The organism is Mesorhizobium sp. M7D.F.Ca.US.005.01.1.1 (genome assembly GCF_003952545.1).
GTDB lineage: Bacteria > Pseudomonadota > Alphaproteobacteria > Rhizobiales > Rhizobiaceae > Mesorhizobium > Mesorhizobium loti.
This window is the reverse complement of the sequence record NZ_CP034453.1, coordinates 170,185-186,322: the sequence shown is the minus strand read 5'-3', so window position 1 is coordinate 186,322 and position 16,138 is coordinate 170,185. Positions and strand designations below refer to the sequence as shown.

The window sequence follows — 16,138 nt, the reverse complement described above, 5'->3', positions numbered from 1 at the left end:
GAGCTTGCCGGCGACTATTTGCGTATTGAGCCATTCTCATAGTCTCATTCATGAGCAGTCCTGTGCGCAAGCATTGCTTTGCTAAATTCCCACCACAAGCGCGCCGCCGCTGAGACCCGCACCCGCTGCCGCCAAGAGGACTTTCTCGCCAGGCCGAAACGGCTGCGCCCGATGGGCCAGCGACAATGAGAGCGGGATCGTCGCGGCGGAAGAGTTGCCATATTCGGCGATCGTCTTGACGATCGAGTGATCAGCGATGCCGAGGTTCCTGCCGACCGCGTCGAAAATGCGCGCATTGGCCTGATGCGGCACGAAACGATCGAGGTCTTGCGGCCTCAGTCGGGCAGCAGTGAGCGCATCTCTCGAGCAGGCGGTCATCATCTCCACGGCCTTGCTGAATACTTCACGGCCGTCAGTGATCGTCATCCGTGTCTGCGCGAGGTCGAGGTCGGCATGGAACGGAGTGTTGCTTCCCCCGGCGGGAATCTGGATTAGCCCGTAGCGCGAGCCGTCGGAATCCACCGAAGCGCCGAGAATGCCTCGATCCGGGTCATCGCAAGGACTGATCACCATGGCGCCGGCGGCATCGGCAAACAGCACGGCGCTGGCGCGCTCGGCCAAATTGATGCGGTGGCTGAGGATGTTGGCGGCGATGACAAGGCTCGCTTTGCCGTGCAGGCGGGTGAACCCGTCGGCGAACATCAGCGCATAGATGAAGCCGGCGCAGGCGCCGGTCAGGTCGATCGCTCCGGCGCGGCCTAGCCCCAGCCGATGTGCGACCAGCGGCGCGCTTGGCGGCAGAAGGTGATCGGGCGTCGACGTGGCGAGCAAGAGTAGACCGACGTCGCCGCGGTCGATACCGGCATTGGTCAGCGCCATGTCGCCGGCAGAGGCGGCAAGGCCCGACAGCGTGTCTTCGTCTGTTGCCCAGAAGCGCGAGCGAATTCCGGTGCGCCGCTCGATCCAGCCGGGCTCAAGCCCGAGCCGGTCTTCGATTTCCGGGTTCTCGACCTTGCGCGTCGGCGCATGATGGCCGAAGCCGAGAACGCGCGACGATAGGTTCATGGCCGCGAGCCGAAGCGTTCGCCGGCCTCCTCTATCGCGTCATAGAGCCCGTCCAATTCGTCGCTGGTGATGCAATAGGGCGGCAGAAGATAGAGGACATTGCCGAGCGGGCGCACCAACAGGCCGCGCTCAAGGAAAAAAGCGCGCAGTTTTGGCCCGATCTCGGCCAGATAACCGGCTGAGCCGGTGCGTAGGTCGAGTGCCGCGATGGTGCCGGTTGTCCGGCAGTCGGTGAAATATGGATTGTCCCGGAAGCGTTGCAGCCCCGCGGCCTGCCTCGCGCTCAAGACCGCGATCCGCTCGGCCACCGGCTCGTCACGCCAGATCTCGACATTGGCAAGTGCTGCCGCGCAGGCGATCGGATTGGCGGTGTAGGAGCTCGAATGGAAAAACGTCTTCTTGCGATCCTCCGAAAAGTGAGCGTGGAAGATGGCATCGGTGGCGATCGTGGCGGCCAGCGGGATGGTACCACCGGTCAGACCTTTCGAGGTGCACAAGATGTCGGGCGAGACGGACGCCTGTTCGCAGGCAAACATGGTTCCGGTGCGCCCCCAGCCGGTCATCACTTCATCGGCGATCACGAGCGTGCCGGAGGCTTCGGCGATCCTCTTCAATTCGGCAAGAACCCAGGCCGGATACATCAGCATGCCGCCGGCGCCAAGCACCAGCGGCTCGACGATCAGCGCGGCTGCGCGCCGGTCGCGGCTAACGGCCTCGAACCGATCCAGCGTTTCCTGCTCGCGCCCGGCGGCCGGGAAGGGGATGGTGTCGACCTCGAACAGCAAAGGCTCATAGGCGGCGTTGAAGACGCCACGGGCGCCGACGCTCATCGTGCCGATGGTGTCGCCATGATAGCTGTGCTCCATGACGGCGATGCGCGAACGCGACGCGCCGATGTTACGGAAATAGCCGAGCGCCATCTTCAGCGCGACTTCGACTGAGGTCGAGCCACTGTCGGAATAGAACACCCGGTGGAGGCCGGCGGGTGCGATGCCTACAAGCGCCTCGGCCAGCCGTTCGGCCGGCTCGTGGGTGAAGCCCGCGAAGATGATCTGGTCGAGGCTCGAGGCGGTCGTCTCGATGGCCTTCATGATGCGGGGGTGGCGATGGCCATGGGTGACGACCCACCAGGAAGAAATCGCATCGAGGATGCGGAAGCCGTCGGCCTTGTGGAGATAGGCGCCTTCAGTCAGCACGATTTCAGGGAGCGAGGGCTCTAGCGCGTGCTGCGTGAACGGATGCCAGACTCGAGACTCCGCCATCAGTCGCCTCCGGCAATCATGGCCAGGTCGAAGCCGGAAATCATTGCATCTCTCAACGTTTCACCCGTCAGCGGACCGAGGTGCGGCAGCCTGCCCAGCTGCGGCACGCCGCCGAATTCCACGATTGTCCTTTGTGTATCGGCCACCTCTTCGCCAATGAAGGCAATGCCGATGAGCGGGATGGAGCGGGCTCTCAGGGCCTCGATCGACAACAGCGTATGATTGATGGTGCCAAGCGCGGTGCGGGCGCACAGTATGACCGGCAGCCGCCATTGTTCGAATATGTCAATGAACCTTGTCTGTCGATTGAGCGGCACCATCAGCCCGCCGGCGCCTTCGATGACGAGCGGTGTCGGCAGGACCGGAAATGAAAGATCGTCGGCCTCGATCGCGACGCCGTCGATTTCGGCTGATCGATGCGGCGACAGCGGCATCGTCAGTCGATAGACTTCGGGCAGCACGCGTCCGTCGGGCAAGCCGGAAAGCCGGGCGACGACCTCGCTGTCGGTCTCCTCGTTGAGGCCCGATTGCACCGGCTTCCAGTAGAAGCCGTCGAGCAGCCCGGCAAGTCCGGCCGAAAACACTGTCTTGCCAATTCCAGTGTCTGTTCCGGTGACGACGATGCGTTTGGTCATGCTGTGGCCAACACTCCGACGAGAGCCTCGACCATGGCGGAAATGTCGGCTTCGTCGACGTTGAGAGTCAGCGAAATGCGCAGGCGCGACGTACCCTCAGGCACTGTCGGCGGGCGAATGCCGCGTATGTCGAAGCCGCGTGCCTGCAGTCCTGCCGCCACCGCCATGGTGCGGCTGTTATCGCCGATCACAAGCGGCTGGATCTGCGAGCCGCTGGGCATCACGCCGCAGCGTTCGGCCAATTGCCGGCTCGCGAAAGCGACACGCTCGTGCAACTGAGCACGACGCATAGGCTCGTCAGACAGAATAGTCAGCGCCTCACGTGCCGCGACTGCCATCAGCGGCGATGGTGCGGTCGCATAGATGAATGGCCGGCACCGGTTGATAAGATAGTCGCACAGTGTTCGCGGTCCGGTAACGAGCGCGCCGGATGCGCCAAGCGCCTTGCCGCATGTGTGGAGCGTGACGATGTTGTCGCGGCCTTCATACGCGGCGGCCAGTCCCCGGCCGTCCGGTCCCCAGACGCCGGTGGCATGCGCTTCATCGACGACGATGAATGCCTGGTACCGATCAGCCAGCGCGACCAGGCTCTCCATCGGCGCACGGTCGCCATCCATGCTGTAAAGGCTTTCGAAGGCGATCCACACCCGCCCCATGCCGCCTTCGGCGCGCCAGCGGGTGATTGCGTCCTCGACAGCGTCGACGTCGTTGTGCGCGGCCAGCTTGAACTCAGCGCGCCCGGCCTGGGCACCCTCATGCATGCTGGCATGAGCGAGCTCGTCGAGGACCAGCAGGTCGCCTTTCTGCGGCAGGGCCGTCAGCAGAGCGAAGTTGGCGATATAGCCGCTGCCGAAGAACAGTGCACGCTCGGCTCCGAAAAATGCCGCTGCGTCCGCCTCCAGTTGCTCATGTTCCGGTGCATTGCCGCGCAACAGCCGCGATCCGGTGGCGCCCACTGGCGTGCCCCGCGCAATCGCCGTCGAAACCGCATCGCCCAGTCTTTTGGAGGCGGCAAGTCCGATATAGTCGTTCGACGAGAAGTCGAGCCCGGCGCGCGGTGCGAGCGTCCGCAACCGGTCCTTGCGCCCCAGTCCCCGCAAGGTTGCGTCATAGCGGGCAAGAATTGCCTCCTTCATTGCGTGGCGAGTTCCATAGGCTCAATGCCGAGGCGCCGGAACAGAAGGGTATCCTTGTCCTCGCCGGGATTTCCCGCCGTCAGCAGCGTGTCGCCGACAAAGATCGAATTGGCGCCGGCAAAGAAGCACAGCGCCTGCGTTTCGTCGCTCATCGCCGTCCTGCCGGCGGACAGCCTTACATAGGATTTCGGCATCATCACCCGCGCGAGCGCAACGATGCGGACGAAATCGATCGGATCGATGGCGTCGGCCGCGGCAAGCGGCGTGCCTTCGATGGGAATAAGCATGTTGATCGGCACGCTTTCCGGCGGCTCGGGCAGGTTCGCGAGCGTGACCAGCATGTCGATGCGATCGGTCTTTTCTTCTCCCATCCCGACAATGCCGCCGCAGCAGACTTTCATCCCAACCGCGCGCACGTGCCCAAGCGTTTTCAGCCGGTCGGCAAAAGTCCTGGTTGAAATAACCTCGCCATAGTAGCGCTCAGAGGTATCGATGTTGTGGTTATAGTAGTCGAGACCGGCCTGCTTCAGGCGAGCAGCTTGCTCAAGATCGAGCATGCCGAGCGTCATGCAGGTCTCCATGCCGAGGGCCTTGACGCCCTCAATCATGGCGACCACAACGTCCATGTCGCGCTCCTTGGGACTTCGCCACGCCGCGCCCATGCAATAGCGCGTTGCGCCGCCATCACGCGCCTTGGCCGCTTCGTCGATGACATGCTTGACGTCCACCAGCTTCGACGCCTTCACACCGGTTTCGTAATGCGCAGACTGGCTGCAATAGCCGCAATCTTCGGGGCACCCGCCGGTCTTGATGCTAAGGAGCCGCGACAGCTGCACTCGGTTTCGATCGAAGTTCTGGCGGTGGATCGTCTGAGCCAGGAACAGCAGATCGTTGAATGGCATGCCGTAGATGGCCTCGGCCTCTTTGCGGTTCCATCGCGGAGGCGTTCCGTCGACCGATTGCATGGTCTGGTTCACGTCGAACTCCGAGTTCATTCCAATCGTCATCGTCAAACCTTTGTTTGCTAGTCCGGTACGCCTTCTTGGCTTTGGGGCGCACTCGCTAAAGGCGAGCTGCGGCACGTCTTTCCAGCACCTCCTACGCCTGCCGAGCTGATGTTGCTCCTCACGCCGTAATCCTCAGTTCAAGTGCTTGCAGATGTTCTGGTGGTCCGGCATGTCCAGGCCGATGTCGAGGATCGGGGCGCTGTGCGTCAGCCAACCCATGGAGATGAGATCGACACCGGTCGCCGCAATCGCCGCCGCCGTTTTCGGCATCACCCGACCGGACGCCTCGGTGATCGTACGGCCATCCACTATAGAAACCGCGCGGGCAAGATCCTCGACCGACATATTGTCGAGCAGCACCGCGTCAACACCAATCGCGAGCGCTGCATCGAGCTGCTTCAGCGTGTCGACCTCGACCTCGACCTTCACCATATGCCCTGCTGCGGCGCGCGCCCGCTCTATTGCTGTGCGCATATCGCCGGCGATCGCGATGTGGTTGTCCTTTATGAGCACGCCGTCATCGAGGCCGAACCGGTGATTGGCACCGCCGCCGACGCGCACGGCGTATTTCTCCAATGCCCGCAGCCCGGGCGTCGTCTTTCGCGTCGATACAATCCTCGCCTTGTGACCGCGCACGGCCTCAACCATGGCCGCTGTGGCAGTGGCAATGCCGCTCAGCCGGCATAAGAAATTGAGGGCCGTGCGTTCGGCCGTGAGCAGGCCTCGTGCGGGTCCGGACAATCTTGCAATGGTTTCCCCGGCCCCAACCTCGCTGCCATCAGGGCGCCAGATCTGGATGTTGATCGCCGGTTCCACGAGAAGGAAGGCATACGAGACCAGATCGAGCCCGGCAACGACGCCCGCCTGCCTCGCTTTGAGCACCAACGTGGCAGTGCAATCATACGGGATAACCGCATCGGTGGTCAGGTCGCCGGATCTGCCCAGGTCTTCGAGGAGCGCAACGCGCACAATCGGTTCGATCAGGGTCGCGGGGAGGGGGGAGAATGAAGTCATATCAAGTGCTCCGTATGGTAGCCCGGCAATCGAGTGCGGCCGCGGCCCGCATTGCGCTGTGCAGTGTCAGCCGTGATGGGCGCACGTTGGCATCGTGGAGCGGGAAATCGGACCGACAGTGCGCGCCTCGACTCTCTTCCCGCCTCAGGGCCGCCGCGGCGATCATCAGTGAGACCAAAGCCGGACCAGAGGCAGCGACACTATTGGCTGCGATCGGCAGCAGGGTCGCCACCGCTTCGCGCATTGCCTCGCCGTCGCGGATGATACCCAGGGCGGCGGAGACAATCGGGCGGACCACGGAAGCGTCTGGTCGTGGAGGGACGAATGTGGAGCATCTGCGCGGTCGCCGGGTATACGACGTGCCGGCAACGCTTTCGGCAACCCAGCTCGCGGTGACCGCCGCTTCGGTGAGCGAGTTGCTGGCCAGGCGGTTGGCGCCGTGCAGGCCGGTACAGGCCACCTCACCGCAGGCCCACAATCCCTCGATGGAGCTGCGGCCGGCGCTGTCTACGGCGACGCCGCCCATGTGATAATGTGCCGCCGGGCGCACCGGGATCAGGTCGGTCGCTGGGTCGATTCCTGCGCTCCGGCACAATTCGGCGATGCCTGGAAAACGCTTGCCAAATCTCGGGCCGAGACTTTGCCGTGCGTCCAGGAATACGCGGCGTCCAACGGCAAGCTGGTGCCAAATGGCGCGCGCTACGACGTCGCGAGGCGCAAGTTCACCGCCAGGTGTGTCGGCGAGGAAGCGCTCTCCTCGCTCATCGATGAGCACCGCGCCTTCGCCACGCACGGCTTCGCTCACCAGCGGCATCGGCCGGCGCGGACCGTCGAGCGCAGTTGGATGGAACTGTATGAATTCCAAGTCGGCGAGTTCCGCCCCCGCCCATGCGGCGAGCGCCAGCCCGTGACCCCATGAGCCAGCGGGGTTTGTCGTGTCGCAAAACAGCCCGCCGACGCCGCCGGTCGCCAGCACCGCGCGACGCGTGGGCAGAGCGAGCGCGCCGGCTCGTCCTGCTGCGACCACGGCGATGACCGACCCGTCCTGCACGACCAGCCGGCGGACCTCCACATTTTCGATAATGGTGATCGAGGCTGTACGCCGAACCGCGGCGACGAGCGCGCGCACCAACTCGCGACCGGTGGCGTCGCCGGCTGCATGCACAATCCGCCGTCGCGAGTGTGCCGCCTCGAGCCCAAGTCGCAACGCGCGGTCAGGGTGCTGGTCGAAGTCGACGCCGAACCTTTGGATCGTCCTAATCGCTTCGGGTGCAGCTCGTACCACTCGCCGCACCGTGGCCTCATCGCAGAGTCCGTCGCCGGCAGCTATCGTGTCGCAAAGGTGAAAATCTGGGCCGTCGTCGCCCCCGAGACTTGCCGCAAGACCGCCCTGGGCAAGTTCACTGCAGGCTCCGGTTCCAAGCGGCGCGTTGGTCAAAAGCACGACCGGTTCCGGCGCCAGATGAAGCGCCGTCATCAGGCCGGCAATGCCGCCGCCGATGACGACCGGCGCCCCCGCGATTTCGCGAACCTCCAGACTCATAGGGAAAGCATGCGCTCGACCGCGCGGCGGGCGGGGCCGGCAATTTCGGGATCAATCCGGACCTCATGCCGGTTCTGCTCGAGTGCGGCGCGAATGTTGGCCAGGTTGATGCGCTTCATGTGCGGGCACAGATTGCATGGGCGAACGAACTCGACGTCGGGATGCGCGACCGCGACGTTGTCGCTCATCGAACATTCGGTCAGAAGGACGACACGCTTCGGTTTCTCACGCTCGACATAATCCGACATCGCCGCGGTCGAGCCGGAGAACTCCGCCTCCGCGACAACGTCTGGTGGGCATTCTGGATGGGCCAGCACGATGACGCCTGGATGGGCATCGCGCAGTTCCCGGATGTCTGCTGCGGTGAAGCGCTCATGCACCTCGCAATGGCCTTTCCAGGCGATGATCTCGACGTCTGTATCGGCTGCCACGTTCCTCGCCAGATATTCGTCCGGGAGCATCAGCACACGCGCCACGCCAAGCGATTCCACCACCGCCTTGGCGTTGCCGGACGTGCAGCAGATGTCGGACTCCGCTTTTACGGCGGCGGAAGTGTTGACGTAAGTAACAACGGGGACCCCCGGATACCGCAGCCGCATTAGCCGCACGTCGTTTGCCGTGATCGATTCGGCCAGCGAGCAGCCGGCGCGGAGATCCGGGATGAGCACGGTCTTGTTCGGATTGAGCAGTTTTGCCGTCTCGGCCATGAAATGAACGCCGGCAACCACGATGATGTCGGCGTCGACCGTCACCGCCTTGTGGGCCAACGCCAGGCTGTCGCCGACGATGTCTGCCACGCAATGAAAAATTTCGGGCGTCTGGTAATTGTGCGCCAGCACCACCGCATTGCGCTCACGCTTCAGCGCTAAGATGGCTTCAATATCGCCGGCGAACGCGGGCCATTCAACGGGTGGGATCACCCGCCGGACACGCTCATACAAGGACGCAGCCATAGGTAACGCCCCAGTCATTGGCGCCTCGATTATATTCGGTTTGACAATAAGGGAATATATCTACCTTGACTATAAGTATGTCAAGCCCGCGCCAGCGGTAATTTTGTCCCGGCGATAGCCCTGTCGTCGAGGACGGCATGCCGGAAGCGATAAAGCTTCGCCGGTCGGCCGCCCGTGTCGAGGGAGGTCTCCCCGGTCTCCTCAACAAGTTCCTGCTGCTCGACCAATCTCCGGAAGTTCGGCTTGTTGATCAGCCTGCCAGCCAAAGCTTCCACGGTTCGCTGCAGTTGCAGCAGCGTGAAGGAAGGCCGCATAAGCTCGAACACGACCGGCCGGTATTTGATCTTCGAACGCAGCCGCGCGATCCCGGTTGCCAGAATACGACGGTGGTCAGCGACCATTGGTTTGCCAGCCGCGGCCGCAATCGCGTCCCTGCCGCCACCGGCCTCCTCAATCAGAGCAGCTTCATAGAGCAACTCGTAGCGTTGGAGCGTGAGTTCCTCGTTCCAATGGCGGTCGTCGAAGCCGAAGGCTATCGCAGCGCGCTGCCGGCGCTCGCGTTGAGTGGTCGGCTCGCTGGCGCCGCCGGCCCACTCAATCAGGCGGGGCCGCAATCTATCGAGCAGCACAGGCGGCGTGCCGAAGCGGTGGTCCTCCCAGGGAAAATATTCGTACCAACTTTGCCAGCCGCACGCGGCCGAGTTCGTTGCCTGTTCCTTCCTGGTCAATGCGAGATAGCTGATTGAGATGACGCGCTGGTGGCGCTCAGTGCCGATGCGATCGCGATCGGCGAAGGTGTAGAGTTGCTCGATGTATCCAAGTGCATGGCCGGTCTGCTGCTCCACCCACCCCCTCAAACCCGACTGCAGTGATCGATGCTCAAGGGCAAAAGGTCCAGAAGGGAGGGTGTCCGCATGACCGACTGTGAGGACACAGGGCTCACTGTCGTTTACGGCGACCACGACGGCAGTCAGGTCCACTTTGGCTTCGTCAGCTTTGACGGCGGCTTTGCCTTTCTTGGTTCTTCTTGTCTGAGGATCCATGTTTGCGAAAGCGGGTTGGCCCAACGGAGCGCCTTAATCGATTGAATGTAACCTTGGAAGCCAGCACGTCAACACCGGAGTACTCAAGCGCTGTTTTTAGCTCTTCGCAGTCGCACAAAAATATGCCAAACGCGACACCCGCTGTTGGTAACGTAAGGGAAGGGGCCTCGGTTGAGCGCGGCTGGTGAGATAAAAGGGATGACTCCTCCAGATATTCGATCGCGAAAAGGCCAGACGCCACTTGTATGCTTGACGGCCTACACCACGCCGGTCGCGAGGCTGCTCGATCGCCACTGCGACATCGTTCTTGTCGGCGACAGCGTCGGCATGGTGCTGCACGGCCTGTCGTCGACGCTGGGGGTCACGCTCGACATGATGATCATGCACGGACAGGCCGTTCGCCGCGGCCTTGAACACGCGCTGATGGTCGTCGACCTGCCCTTCGGTTCCTACGAGGAAAGCCCAGAGCACGCTTTCGGCAACGCTGCGCGCGTGATGGGTGAGACCGGTTGTTCAGCGGTAAAGATCGAGGGCGGCGAGACCATCGCGGAAACCATCCGCTTCCTTACCGCGCGCGGCGTACCTGTCATGGCCCATGTGGGCCTGACGCCGCAGGCGGTAAACACGTTTGGAGGCTATCGTGTGCAGGGCCGGGGAGCCGATGCAGAGCGGATCAGGCGCGACGCCAGGGCGGTAACTGAAGCTGGCGCCTTCTCCTTGGTGCTGGAAAAGATACCGGAGCAGCTTGCACGGCAGATAACCGCCGATATCGACATACCCACCATCGGCATCGGTGCCTCGCCAGCTTGCGACGGCCAGATTCTGGTGAGCCACGATATGCTCGGGCTCTTCACCTCATTTCGGCCGAAGTTCGTCAAACGCTATGCCGAGCTCGGTGAGCAGGCTGAGGCGGCAATCGCCGCTTACGCCACCGATATGCGGAACCGGCACTTTCCGGCGGTCGAACATCTCTATGTCAACGCCTTGAAGGCCGGTGACTTCACATGAGCGTGCCGATCGCTCGAACCGTGAGCGAGCTGCGCGGCGTCGTTGCGCAATGGCGTCGCTCGGGTGCCACGATCGGTATTGTGCCGACCATGGGAGCCTTGCACGACGGGCATCTGAGCCTCGTGCGGAAGGCGCTCGAAAGGGCCGAGCGGGTGATCGTGACGCTGTTCGTAAACCCCAAGCAGTTCAACAGCCCCGCCGACCTGATTGCCTACCCTCGGACGGAAAGCGACGATGCTGCCAAGCTCGCTCTGCTGGGCACGCATCTGCTCTATGTGCCGGACACAGAGGAAATGTACCAGGTGGGCTTCGCCACGGCCGTTTCAGTGTCCGGCATCAGCGAATGCCTTTGCGGCGCATTCCGGCTCGGCCATTTCAATGGCGTGGCGACGGTCGTGGCCAAGCTCTTCCTGCAGGCCGGCGCTGACTTCGCCTTTTTTGGCGAAAAGGATTTTCAGCAACTTCAGCTTGTCAGGCGCTTGGTCCGGGATCTCGACATTCCGATCACTATTGTGCCCTGTCCGACAGTCCGCGAAGCCGATGGTCTTGCGCTATCGTCGCGTAACGTGCGGCTCTCCCCAGCCCAACGCGCCATTGCCCCAAAACTAGCATCGGTCCTGCTCGATACGGCCGAGCGGCTTGCACGCGGCTCCCCCATCCTGCCTACGCTTGATGAAGCGCGTGCAGCAATTCTGGCTGCCGGCTATCGCGAGCTCGAATACCTGGAGCTTCGCGGAGAAACAGACCTGCAATCGTTAGCAAGCCTTGACCGACCGGCACGCTTGCTTGCTGCGGCTTGGCTTGGCGACACGCGGCTCATCGATAACGTCGCAATATCACCCATCGGTAGTTGGTCAGGTGGGCGGAGCTCTCTCCAATCGGAAGCAGCACAGCAATTGCGGTGATGACGGCGGCGCGTCGTATGCCCTGCAGGGACAGGCCATCATTTAGAACCACGTCTCCGTCGGCTTCCAGCAACCTCCGCGAGGTACGCTAAGCGCAGATGCATCGCGTATTTGAAACCTTGGTCGAGCAACTCTCTGCAAGCGTCGATGCCGTCGATCTCCATGAGGCAATGGCGTCCGCCGCAGCCGGGTTCGACTTTCCGCTCTTCGCTTATTTCACCTACCCATCCGCTTCCGGCGACAGGCCGCGATTGATCTCGAATTATCCATCATCATGGACATCACATTACCTGCAACAGCGCTACCACAGCGTGGATCCCGTGATCCTGCGGGGACTGCGGGGCTGGGATACCTTCGACTGGGGTGTGGACCGCGATCACCGTTATTTGCCGACCTCTCAGCAGGAAGTCCTGGAAAAAGCAGCTGAGTTCGGCATTCGCGGCGGACTGACCATGTCGATGCATGATCATCGCGGCCGGTTCGCCGCACTGACCTTCGCCTCCAACGAGGCGCATCCGCCATTTCTGAGGTCGCTGACGCGCTACGAAAAAGCAATGCAACTGGTTGCGATCAACGTTCATATCCATGCCCGGCGCAGGCTCGCCGAAGATTGCGTGGTAGATGGCATAATGCTCACCCGGCGGGAGTTCGAGTGCCTGAAATGGGCGGCGTGCGGCAAGTCGGCCTGGGATATCAGCCAGATTCTCGGTGTCTCGAAACGCACCGTGACCTTCCATCAGGAAAACGCCAAGGCGAAGCTTGGCGTGCGAACCATCAACCAGGCCGTAGTGCGGATGGCTGCTCGGGCGAGATCCTGATCCTCTCCAAGTCTAGCTGTAAAGGTCTACAGGCTGCATTCATGACGGCTTTGCCCTTCGATTGCGTGGACACATCCCGCACGGAGACGACAATGATGCAGCTGATAACACCCGACTGCTACGCCGAGTTTGCGAGCGAACTCAAGGAAATGCACGGACTTAGGTATCGGGTTTTCAAGAAGCGGCTCGATTGGGAAGTGCAGACCGAAGGCGAAATGGAAACGGACTCGTTTGACAGCCTGAACCCCGTCTACCTGCTTCTCAAGGGGTCCGATTGGCGAACTTGCGGCTGCGTCCGCCTTTTGCCGACCACCGGACCGACAATGTTGCGCGATACGTTTCCGACGCTGCTGGATGAGATGGTGGTCCCTGCGAGTGCCGATATCTGGGAGAGTAGTCGTTTCGCGCTCGATCTCCCTGCGACAGCGCCGAAGGCAGCTGGCGGCCTGGCCCAAGCAACCTACGAGCTCTTCGCGGGGATCATCGAATTCGGCTTGGCCAACAATCTCTCCGGGATCGTAACGGTGACAGATACGCGCATCGAAAGGATCCTTCGTCTCGCGACCTGGCCGTTGTCACGTATCGGACAGCCCAAGCAGGTCGGCAACACCGAGGCAGTCGCCGGCTTCCTCGATATTTCCTACGCCAGTCTCTTGCGCATCCGCTGGAGGGGACGCCTCAACGGGCCGGTGTTGTGGCAACCAGTTCTCATCCAATCGGCATAGCGCCTGCGGATGCTCAGCCGTGACTTGAGTTAAGTCTGCTCACGGCCGCCACCGCCGCCGTGAGGGTGAGCGGACCCGCCCCACGAGCTTTCGACTGTTCCGGTCGATTGGCTCGCGCGGCCGGACTTTGGATTTCCGTAGGCGCAACCCGCAGTCCAGCGTGAGCACGCCAAAATGGCGCCCCTCCGCTTCGTCCAAAGAAGCCAACGTGGCTTCTGAGGTCGTCTTAGAATATTGGACCGGCCGCCGTGAGCGATCGCAACCTCAAAGCTTTGCCGGTATGCCGGTTTGGCCGGACCGTCGGCCAGTCGGAGCAGTCCCCCGATAAGGACCCGAGCTGACGCGCGGTCCAACAGCGCCCGAGCCTATGCTTTGTGCATTACCGTTCGGTTGGCCATGTCGTCCAAGACCGCATGAAGAAGGCTTCCAACCTCCTGCGCAGCGAGCTCTGGCGCAATTCCTACATCGGACAATTGAATGAGCATTTTCTTGGCGGCACAGCGCCAGAACGCGCTCGCCGCCTCGCCGTTCTTGGTCTCGAGGGCCTGGGCGATACTTTCGACCAATATACGTCGCCGATGCAGCGGAAATACGCAAATGTTTGATTCATGCATCAATCACCTCACAGATTCAGTTCCACAAAGAAAAACACCGGCGTCTTCAAAAGAGCCCCGCTAGCGCGGTGACGGTTCGCGGCGACATGACGAGTTCCACTTCCCCATCGACAAGCCATTGGGAGATGAGCCGCCGGACCGCATATCCGGGACCGCACATAAGGTGAACCACCATTGCTCATCCGGCTGCATTTTCCTGGGCCGTTCGACGAGGCGTTCCAGCCGAATTGACGTCCAATGACTTGATCTCTGAAAGGGCAGGGCGGTACGAATCACCCGACTGTTCCGCTGCTTACATTCCTGCGAGCTTGTGTATGAACGATTAAAGCGTGCCCGAGCCGTTCTTGGTGGCCGCCGCAGAAGGGAATCATGTCATCCGCTGCCTATCGTAGGCGGCGCGACTTCTAGCATGACTGCACTGCCCCGACAGGGCTTTGCAATCGCGCGTTTCGAAGCCTATGCTTTGGCATCGGCCGGCATTTACTTCGGTGCAGCCGACAGTAAGACGTACGCGCTCTTGCCCCGTTGGAAGAGAGCCTTGCCCGATCCCTCTTTCGCGACCAGGTGCTGAAGCCCTCACCCCGCAGGACTTCGCGCTTTTGCGACCATCGCTGCATCACGTCGAACCGGGCATCAAGGACAAGTTGGAGGTCGCGCATCAGCCGATCAAGAACGTATATTTTCCCGAGAGGGGCATCGCGTCGGTGGTCGCCACCATGACCGGCGGGCGGCAAGGTGAAGTCGGCATTGTCGGCTATGACGGGATGAAAGGAATTGCCGTCATTCTCGGAAAGGAAAGCACTACCTGGCGCCTGCCGGTTGAAAACCTTCGCCCTGCGATTAGCCCGTCGCTTCGCACCTCAGTGCTGGACTATGCCCACGCGTTCCTCGTCCAATCATGCCGGACGGCACTGGTCAATGGCCACTCCAAGGTCGAAGAACGGCTGGCCCGCTGGCAGCTGATGGTCCACGACCGTGCGGAAGGAGATAAGATCCTCCCGACGCATGAATTTCTGGCGACCATGCTCGCGCCCACCGCCCGGGGTCACCACGGCCCTGCAAATGCTTGAGTATCGAGGACTGGTGCACGCCAAGCGCGGCGAGATCACGATCATCGACCGTGCCGGATTGATAAAGCTCACACATGGCGCTTATGACAAGGAGGAGCAGCGTTATTTCGGCCTGGCCGCTGCCTGAAGCATGTCGGTTGAAACGGGTTCAGCCGACGTCTCCTTGCCCCTCACCAGGTCGCCCAAAAGCATCAGCGGTTTTGAACGAATCGCAGCGATTGTCCGCAATCGGACATAGGCTTGAAGGCGGTCGAATTCGTGCCATAAGTCGGGTTGGTCAGGGTTCAGGGAGGAATTCGTCATGACCAATTCGTTTCACACCGTCACCGTCGAAAAAGCCGCAGAAGCCTATGTCCTTTCCAGGGGAAGGGTCCGCTTTCTCTCCATGGCGCAGGCGATCCGCGCCATCCGAACACTAATGCCGGCATGCAAGGCCACCGACCGCGAGTTGGAGGAACTGTTGGCGGCCGCTTCCTTCGTTCATGGCGTGCCCGTCGCCTTCGACACAAAAACAGCCGATGGTGTAGAACCACGGCTGCATTCCTAAGAGGGCATGCCGCGCCATGCAGACTGTCAGAGGGCATTCGTCAGATGGTAGTCCGCTAACTTAACTGCAGAGTCTAAAGGACGTGTTCCAGCATTGCGAACTCACCGATCGCTTTGTTGCCAAAGCTGCCAGCAAGCGATCGCCTCATCCAGCCGTTTGCACCATCTCATCACAGACATCATCGCGATGCTACCTGTCCAGCATATGTCCAGCATTTCGCAAGGCGGCCAGAAGGAGCCTCGCATAGCCTGTGACATCGATCTGGGCCTGCATCGAAAGGGGCATGCTGGTCCAGTTCTCCAACGGTGCAATGAAAGGTGAGAAGGTGCCATTGACAAGGCAACAACAGCTAACAAGGCCCTCTCGGTCCAATGCCACCACACCGATCTTGTCGCCTGGATATCCAATGGCTGCGACTCGCTGGACCTCCAGGTCACCGTCCACCCGCACGTCAAAAAGAAGGCTACCACGGCTCCTCGTGGCTATCTCAGCCGCCTTCTCATCAAAGCTTGAAGAGAGCAAGCGGACGCTTTCCACCGCCATCTGGAAAATCACCAAATCCAGTTCATTCACGGCCATATGGGCATTTCCGCGCAACGGGTGGTGATTGCAATGACACATACTGCTTGTTCACAGATGTCGGTCACGAACGATCATTCGTCGGGTTCCGGTTCCGACCAACGGTGTCGCCACCTGATCGTGCTGCGGTTCGAACCTTCCGAACGCGAGCCGAGCGCGCTATGAGGTTGGAGTCTAGGTCTCGGACCCTGCCTCGCGGCCTGCTCATCTTTGG

At 61.7% G+C, this 16,138-nt stretch carries 18 protein-coding genes; 7 read left to right on the top strand and 11 right to left on the bottom strand.

Translation table 11 applies throughout. The features are described 5' to 3' along the window. Positions 1-81: 81 nt before the first annotated feature. From EJ076_RS00935 to EJ076_RS00895, 9 genes are all read right to left on the bottom strand, one after another. Positions 82-1,065, bottom strand: coding sequence for a beta-ketoacyl-ACP synthase III (locus tag EJ076_RS00935; RefSeq protein WP_063169256.1), 984 nt, complete (start codon positions 1,063-1,065; stop codon positions 82-84). Further along, positions 1,062-2,327: an adenosylmethionine--8-amino-7-oxononanoate transaminase gene (locus EJ076_RS00930; RefSeq protein ID WP_063169255.1), complete on the bottom strand. Its 1,266-nt coding sequence runs from the start codon at positions 2,325-2,327 to the stop codon at positions 1,062-1,064. Before EJ076_RS00930 ends, EJ076_RS00935 begins: the two co-directional genes overlap by 4 nt. Next, positions 2,327-2,962, bottom strand: a complete 636-nt coding sequence (bioD, locus tag EJ076_RS00925; RefSeq protein ID WP_063169254.1) for a dethiobiotin synthase — start codon at positions 2,960-2,962, stop codon at positions 2,327-2,329. The genes EJ076_RS00930 and bioD overlap by 1 nt, the downstream gene beginning before the upstream one ends. Continuing rightward, the gene (locus EJ076_RS00920) at positions 2,959-4,098 is read right to left on the bottom strand and encodes an 8-amino-7-oxononanoate synthase (RefSeq protein WP_024505572.1); all 1,140 of its coding nucleotides are present in this window, start codon (positions 4,096-4,098) and stop codon (positions 2,959-2,961) included. Before EJ076_RS00920 ends, bioD begins: the two co-directional genes overlap by 4 nt. Then, entirely contained in the window at positions 4,095-5,063 is a 969-nt protein-coding gene (gene bioB, locus EJ076_RS00915) for a biotin synthase BioB (RefSeq protein WP_224570943.1), read from the bottom strand. The genes EJ076_RS00920 and bioB overlap by 4 nt, the downstream gene beginning before the upstream one ends. A gap of 174 nt (positions 5,064-5,237) precedes the next feature. Then, positions 5,238-6,119, bottom strand: coding sequence for a carboxylating nicotinate-nucleotide diphosphorylase (gene nadC, locus EJ076_RS00910; RefSeq protein ID WP_063169252.1), 882 nt, complete (start codon positions 6,117-6,119; stop codon positions 5,238-5,240). A 1-nt stretch (position 6,120) separates the two neighbouring features. Beyond that, positions 6,121-7,662 (bottom strand): L-aspartate oxidase, encoded by a 1,542-nt coding sequence (locus tag EJ076_RS00905; RefSeq protein ID WP_063169251.1) that lies wholly within the window; start codon positions 7,660-7,662, stop codon positions 6,121-6,123. Then, a complete protein-coding gene (nadA, locus tag EJ076_RS00900) occupies positions 7,659-8,633 on the bottom strand; it encodes a quinolinate synthase NadA (RefSeq protein WP_063169250.1) in 975 nt (324 codons plus the stop codon). The genes EJ076_RS00905 and nadA overlap by 4 nt, the downstream gene beginning before the upstream one ends. Before the next feature lie 62 nt (positions 8,634-8,695). Then, positions 8,696-9,658, bottom strand: coding sequence for a membrane protein (locus EJ076_RS00895; RefSeq protein WP_024505567.1), 963 nt, complete (start codon positions 9,656-9,658; stop codon positions 8,696-8,698). Positions 9,659-9,829: 171 nt separating this feature from the next. Here EJ076_RS00895 and panB point away from each other — a divergent pair, with 171 nt between their 5' ends. The 4 genes from panB to EJ076_RS00875 all read left to right on the top strand — a co-directional run bounded on the left by panB (position 9,830) and on the right by EJ076_RS00875 (position 13,114). Then, positions 9,830-10,666 (top strand): 3-methyl-2-oxobutanoate hydroxymethyltransferase, encoded by an 837-nt coding sequence (gene panB, locus EJ076_RS00890; RefSeq protein WP_063169249.1) that lies wholly within the window; start codon positions 9,830-9,832, stop codon positions 10,664-10,666. Further along, entirely contained in the window at positions 10,663-11,571 is a 909-nt protein-coding gene (gene panC / locus EJ076_RS00885; RefSeq protein WP_063169248.1) for a pantoate--beta-alanine ligase, read from the top strand. Before panB ends, panC begins: the two co-directional genes overlap by 4 nt. A gap of 98 nt (positions 11,572-11,669) precedes the next feature. After that, complete coding sequence (locus EJ076_RS00880; RefSeq protein ID WP_063169247.1) at positions 11,670-12,389, top strand: LuxR family transcriptional regulator; 720 nt, start codon at positions 11,670-11,672, stop codon at positions 12,387-12,389. 92 nt (positions 12,390-12,481) lie between these two features. Continuing rightward, a complete protein-coding gene (locus EJ076_RS00875; RefSeq protein ID WP_063169246.1) occupies positions 12,482-13,114 on the top strand; it encodes an acyl-homoserine-lactone synthase in 633 nt (210 codons plus the stop codon). A gap of 365 nt (positions 13,115-13,479) precedes the next feature. Here EJ076_RS00875 and EJ076_RS35550 read toward each other — a convergent pair whose 3' ends face one another. Beyond that, entirely contained in the window at positions 13,480-13,728 is a 249-nt protein-coding gene (locus tag EJ076_RS35550) for a DUF6074 family protein (RefSeq protein ID WP_063169245.1), read from the bottom strand. Between the two features lie 599 nt (positions 13,729-14,327). Here EJ076_RS35550 and EJ076_RS00865 point away from each other — a divergent pair. The 3 genes from EJ076_RS00865 to EJ076_RS00860 all read left to right on the top strand — a co-directional run bounded on the left by EJ076_RS00865 (position 14,328) and on the right by EJ076_RS00860 (position 15,345). Then, a complete protein-coding gene (locus tag EJ076_RS00865; RefSeq protein ID WP_224570941.1) occupies positions 14,328-14,798 on the top strand; it encodes a hypothetical protein in 471 nt (156 codons plus the stop codon). Beyond that, complete coding sequence (locus tag EJ076_RS35940) at positions 14,791-14,925, top strand: hypothetical protein (protein ID WP_256754986.1); 135 nt, start codon at positions 14,791-14,793, stop codon at positions 14,923-14,925. Before EJ076_RS00865 ends, EJ076_RS35940 begins: the two co-directional genes overlap by 8 nt. A 174-nt stretch (positions 14,926-15,099) precedes the next feature. Then, positions 15,100-15,345: a hypothetical protein gene (locus tag EJ076_RS00860; protein ID WP_063169243.1), complete on the top strand. Its 246-nt coding sequence runs from the start codon at positions 15,100-15,102 to the stop codon at positions 15,343-15,345. 189 nt (positions 15,346-15,534) lie between these two features. On the opposite strand, the gene EJ076_RS00855 is transcribed toward EJ076_RS00860, so the two are convergent. After that, a complete protein-coding gene (locus tag EJ076_RS00855) occupies positions 15,535-15,924 on the bottom strand; it encodes a hypothetical protein (protein ID WP_024505560.1) in 390 nt (129 codons plus the stop codon). Positions 15,925-16,138 lie beyond the last annotated feature (214 nt).